The organism is Streptomyces pathocidini (assembly GCF_001418495.1).
GTDB classification, from domain to species: Bacteria; Actinomycetota; Actinomycetes; order Streptomycetales; family Streptomycetaceae; genus Streptomyces; species Streptomyces pathocidini.
The window spans coordinates 1-4,908 of record NZ_LIQY01000519.1 but is presented as its reverse complement, the minus strand read 5'-3'; the positions used below and the strand labels follow the sequence as shown (position 1 = coordinate 4,908).

The window sequence follows — 4,908 nt, the reverse complement described above, 5'->3', positions numbered from 1 at the left end:
GGGGTGCGCAGCTCGTGCGCCACGTCGGCGGTGAACCGCTGCTCGCTCTGCAGCCGGTCCTGGAGGGTCCCCGCCAGCTCGTCCAGCGCCCCGGAGACGGCGGCCACCTCGTCCTGCGCGGGGAGCGGCCGCCGCGTACGGGGGTCGCCGACCCGCGCGTCGAGATCACCGGCGCTGATCCGCCGCGCCACCTGGGCGGTCCGGTGCAGGCGGCCGGTGACCCGGGAGACGGCGAAGAAGCCGGCGAGCAGGGTGAGGCCGATGGCCATGGCCGAGGAGCCGACGATTGCCTGGTCCAGGGCCTTGATGCTGCCCGAGGCCTGGCTGTAGTCGATCGGCACGGCAAGCGCCCCGCCGTCGGCCGGTCCCGCGGCCCACATGGTCGGCCGCCCGTGGCGCTCCGCCAGCTCGGTCCCCCGCTTGCCACTGAGCGCGATCTTCCGCAGCGAGCGCGGCAGGTCGGCCGGGTCGACGGCCGTCCCGGGCCGCAGCGCCTCACCGGCGACGTACCGCCGGGTCGCCGTGTCGAGCTGTGACAGCGCGTCCCGCCGCGCCTCCTCCAGCGTCTGCCGGGTCACGGAGACGTGCACGAGCACACCGATCACGGCGGCCAGGACGCAGCACATGAGAGTGATGAAGACGGCGAATTTCCAGTAGAGGCTGGAGGTCCAGGCGGGCAGCCGACGGGTGAAGCGGCCGCTGGGGCGACTGTTGGGCCGACCGGTGGGGCGCCTGGCGGGGCGGCGCTTCATCGCCCGCCGCCGCCCTGGGCGGAGCCGGAGGGCGCGGGCTCGCGGGGAACCCCGTGGCTGGGGGACACGGTCCCGGGTGTGGCCCGCTCCACGCGGCGCACCTCGTCCCCCCTGATCGCGAGCCCTTGCCGCCGCGAGTCCCAGGCCCAGAACGTCCGCAGCTCGTAGCCGGGGGTGTCGGAGGGCTCGCGGATGATCAACTCGCGCCGGGTGATCTCGATGGAGAGCGGATTGGCGATGGTCGCGAGGATCCGCAGCAGCTTCCCGTGGTCGTCGAGGGTGTAGGCGCGCAGCGCCAGATAGCCGCCGTCGACGAAGTCGATCCCAACGATGAGCTCGTCCCGGCCGTTCCCGGTCAGGTCGTGGTACTGCGGCGTCCGTACGGGGCATGTACGGGTGCCCGGCGCCGTGCAGTCCTCGACGGCCTGCACCGTCTGGACGTCCATCCCGTCGGCCCCGCTCCGCTCCCCGGCGTGCGACCGGACCTCGGCCTTGACGACATCCAGCGGCTTGACGTCCCGGATGTCCATGGACCGGACGCGCCCGATGCCGGGTACGGGGTCGGCGGTGGCCTTGAGGTCCTGCTCGGCGGGCAGCTTGGCGGGCTTCCGCTCGGGCCAGAGGATCACGGGCGCGGACGCGGTGGCGGCCGGCCCGGCGGGCACGGCCTCGTGCCCGTTCCCGCACCCGGTCACGAGCACCGCCGCCCCCGCGAGCAGCCCCGCCATGATCCCGGCACGCCGACCGGGCCGCCGCAGGGGGCGACGGCCGGTGTGGTGTACGGCGGGGCGGGAGGGGCGCAAGGACAGTCCTCGGTGTTTCGAACCTTTTGGCGATGCCGTACACCATATAGCCCAGATATAGCCCACAAAATCCGCCGAGTGTCCCATGGGGACGGCCTGCCCGTAAACGATCACGCGCCCCGTACCGGGTGGACCCGGCGGGGGCGCGTGAAGGGAAGATCACATCAGAGCGGCCTGCGCCGCCTGGCGAAAGCGGTCTACGCCCGCCTGACCGAAGCGGTCTACGCCCGCCTGGCGAAGGAGACGAAGCGCGCCCACGCGACGGGCGAGAAGGCGAGCTGCGGACCTTCCTTGTCTTTGGAGTCCCGCACGTGAACAGTCCCGGGACAGGCAGCGACCTCGACGCAGTCGCCGTCTCCGCCGCTGCTGTAGCTGGACTTGTACCAGGAGACAGCCACTTCGACGCAGTCGCCGGAACTTCCGCTGCTGTAGCTGGACTTGCGCCAGGAGACAGCAACCTCGACGCAGTCGCCCGAATCACCGCTGCTGTGGCTGCTCTTGAACCAGGCCAGTTGGGGGGTGCTCATAGCGCTCCTCGCATCTGCTTCAGCAGGCCCGCGGAGTCCTGGGGTGTAAGGGCCTGTGAGCGCAGTTTTGCATACCGCAGTTGGAGGATGCTGACCGTCTTCGGGTCGGCTACGAGCTGCCCGGTCTCCTGCCCCTCGCAGTACGCGAACCAGTGGTTCTGCGGCGTCTCCAGCAACTGCATGGGCCCATTCAAGCCCGGATGGGTCCCTTCGGTCAGGGGCATGATCTGGATCTCGATGTTCCGTCGCGCGGCGAGTTCCAGAACGTGGTCGATGAGCTCCCGTGTGACCTCCGCACCGCCAGTGCGCCGCAGGAACAAGTGCTCGTCGAGGATGAAACTGAACGCGGTGTGCGGGCGCTCTGTCAGCAGCCGCTGCCGTTCTGAGCGGGCTGCGATCTGGGCTTGGATGTCCTCGTCGCTCAGCGGCGGGAGACGGTTGTCGAACAGCGTCCTGGCGTACGCCTCGGTCTGCAACAGCCCGGGAATGAGGCGGCATTCGTAGGTGTACAGGGTGATGGCGACGGCTTCCAGCCTGGCCCAGTGGCGGAACCAGGAGGCGAGTCCCGGCTGGCGCGCGAGATGCCGTACCGCCCTACGTAGCGCGCCCGTGTTCCCCAGCACTTCCTCCGCGCGTTCCACGAACGCGTGGTCCGGCATGCGCCGCCCCTGCTCGATGGAGGCGACGGTGTGTTGGGAGAACCGTACGAGGGCGGCGAACTCCCGGCGGCTCAGGCCCGCGTGTTCGCGCAGGGCCTGGACCACCGCGCCGAACGTCCGCAGACTGTCGGACGACTCCGGCTCGCCGCCGCTCGATGGCCATCCACCTGCCGCGCCAGCCCCGCCATTGGCACCGATCATGTCACCGGTCATCCCGGCCTCCTCCCGTGTTCCGCGTACGTCCCCGTGGCCACACTCCCAACCTGCTTATGGTCACGAACGGTTACGGGTACTGTCCACGATACGTGCGCGTACGATGACGCAGCGTACGCGGCCGGAAGCTGGTGAACTGGCCGTTCCGGGCGGGAGATTGGGCCCATGACAGCACCACTCGCCCACCAACGCCCCTGCACGGTCCGTGTGTTCACGCAGCGCTTCAGCGCGACCCCACTGGGCGCCCGGCTGGCCCGCCACCTGGCTCTGAACCAACTCCACGGCTGGGGCATCCCGCACGGCACGGACGTCTCGGACGCGGCGGCCGTACTCGTGGCCGAGCTGGCGGCGAACGCGGTGACGCACGGCCGGGTCCCGGGCAGGGACTTCGAACTGCGCCTGGCCCTGGCGCCCGCCGTACTGCGGATCGAGGTCTCCGACACCCGGGCGGAGCGCCGCCCACCGACCTCCGGCGACGTGCCGCCCCCGTCGGCCCTGGCCGAATCGGGCCGGGGCCTGGTCCTGGTCGAAACCCTCGCGGACCGCTGGACGGTCCTCTCCCGCGCCCCCATCGGCAAAACAATCCAAGCCGAACTCGACCTCCCGCACCGCCCCCAGGTGCCCACCCAGGATGCCAACTGACCGTCACCCGACGGTGCGCGAACGGGGCGTCAGGTTCCGGCGGCCATCAGCGGCCGATGTGGTCATCGCCTTCAACATCAAGTACGTCCGCTAGGGTCGCTCGGGACGAACTCCTGGGGCACTCATGGCGTACATGTTCATCTTCGGCTGCTTCTCCCTGATGGGAGTGGTCGGTGTCCTGGCGGCTCGCGTCGGGTACCGCGGCGAGGTGTGCGACAGGTCCGTCGGCTACGACGTTCCGGCCGAGGTGAAGGCCGACACCGTGCTCAGGGAACGGGCCAACCGGTTGGTGGCGTTCTGGTGTACCGGTGCCGCGGTGCTCAGTGTCGCTCCGCTGGTCCCGCTCGGTGCTGTGATGCTGAGCGACGGCGGCAAGTCGGTCTCCACCCGGGGGCTGGTCGTCTTCGCGCTCTATGCCATGGCCGTGGTGAGCGTGGGAAGCTACCCGTTCGAGAAAATCAAGCACCTCGGCACGCACACCGACCCCTGAACGCGCCCGGGCGCCCGGCCACTTCGCCGCTTCGCAACTCCGCGTGCCCAACAAGAAGCCAACGAGGGCCCAACAAAAAAGCGGTAGCCAGTGAGACTGACTACCGCTCTCTCGTATCGACACTCGCCCTTGCCAGCGGCTGATTCACGCTGACTGGACGGCGAGTGCCCCCGGCAGGATTCGAACCTGCGCACACGGCTCCGGAGGCCGTTGCTCTATCCCCTGAGCTACGGGGGCGGGGCATGGGGCGGCGGCCCGTCCGGGGCCGTCCCGGGGGACAGCCTAGCGGACCCTTTCCTCGGGGTGGGCAGAGCTTCGAGGCCTGCCCACCCATCGGCTCCCGGGCCATCGCGGCAACCTCGGCCGCGGGCCCGGGCTTTCCCCCTAAGGGCCTCTCAGGCCCCCCTCAGGGGCGTCGCACCCTCACCCCGTACGTGTTCGAGTCGTCCTTGTTCGTCACCTCGATGGTGATGCCCGTGCGGGGGTCGGTGAGTTTTTGGCCGACTTGGTATGTGGCGTCCGTGAGTTCGGCGTTGACGTTCGGGCGCTGGGCGCAGCCGCCGCTGTCGGGGGTGGAGTCCTTGACCGCTATCGGGCCCTCGCCGCTGTTGACCGCGGTGTCGACCCAGTAGATCAGGACGCCAGGGCGGCAGACCGCGGCGTCGTTGCCCGCCTGGGTGCGGACCTCGACCGCGTACCCCGTCCGGTCGGAGACCGGTATGTAGAGGAGCTTCACCCCGGGGCCGGCCGAGCCGGAGCCGGGGTCGGGGGCGTAGCGCGGTCCCGGCCTCGGGTCCGCGCCCGGGCCCGGGCCCGGGCCCG

Annotated in this window: 6 protein-coding genes, 1 tRNA gene and 1 pseudogene; 2 read left to right on the top strand and 6 right to left on the bottom strand. The window is 70.6% G+C overall.

The genetic code is table 11. The annotated features are described in order from the left end of the window. The 4 genes from AOK16_RS21760 to AOK16_RS21745 form a co-directional block, all read right to left on the bottom strand. Positions 1-752 (bottom strand): HAMP domain-containing protein (locus AOK16_RS21760; RefSeq protein WP_157859301.1); only part of this gene is annotated, 752 nt, incomplete at its 3' end. Beyond that, positions 749-1,555: a hypothetical protein gene (locus AOK16_RS21755; RefSeq protein WP_157859300.1), complete on the bottom strand. Its 807-nt coding sequence runs from the start codon at positions 1,553-1,555 to the stop codon at positions 749-751. The genes AOK16_RS21760 and AOK16_RS21755, both read right to left, overlap by 4 nt. Positions 1,556-1,776: 221 nt before the next feature. Then, positions 1,777-2,082, bottom strand: a complete 306-nt coding sequence (locus tag AOK16_RS21750; RefSeq protein WP_055473870.1) for a DUF397 domain-containing protein — start codon at positions 2,080-2,082, stop codon at positions 1,777-1,779. Continuing rightward, a complete protein-coding gene (locus tag AOK16_RS21745) occupies positions 2,079-2,942 on the bottom strand; it encodes a helix-turn-helix domain-containing protein (protein ID WP_205627752.1) in 864 nt (287 codons plus the stop codon). The genes AOK16_RS21750 and AOK16_RS21745 overlap by 4 nt, the downstream gene beginning before the upstream one ends. A gap of 177 nt (positions 2,943-3,119) precedes the next feature. Here AOK16_RS21745 and AOK16_RS21740 point away from each other — a divergent pair, with 177 nt between their 5' ends. Both AOK16_RS21740 and AOK16_RS21735 read left to right on the top strand, forming a co-directional pair. Beyond that, positions 3,120-3,596 (top strand): ATP-binding protein, encoded by a 477-nt coding sequence (locus AOK16_RS21740; RefSeq protein WP_055473868.1) that lies wholly within the window; start codon positions 3,120-3,122, stop codon positions 3,594-3,596. Between the two features lie 124 nt (positions 3,597-3,720). Then, on the top strand, positions 3,721-4,086 hold the full coding sequence (locus AOK16_RS21735) for a hypothetical protein (RefSeq protein WP_055473867.1): 366 nt from the start codon (positions 3,721-3,723) through the stop codon (positions 4,084-4,086). 165 nt (positions 4,087-4,251) lie between these two features. Here the strand turns inward: AOK16_RS21735 and AOK16_RS21730 are convergent. Continuing rightward, positions 4,252-4,323 (bottom strand) — tRNA-Arg (locus tag AOK16_RS21730). 169 nt (positions 4,324-4,492) lie between these two features. Beyond that, positions 4,493-4,908, bottom strand: a pseudogene (locus AOK16_RS21725) (hypothetical protein); the annotation flags it as partial.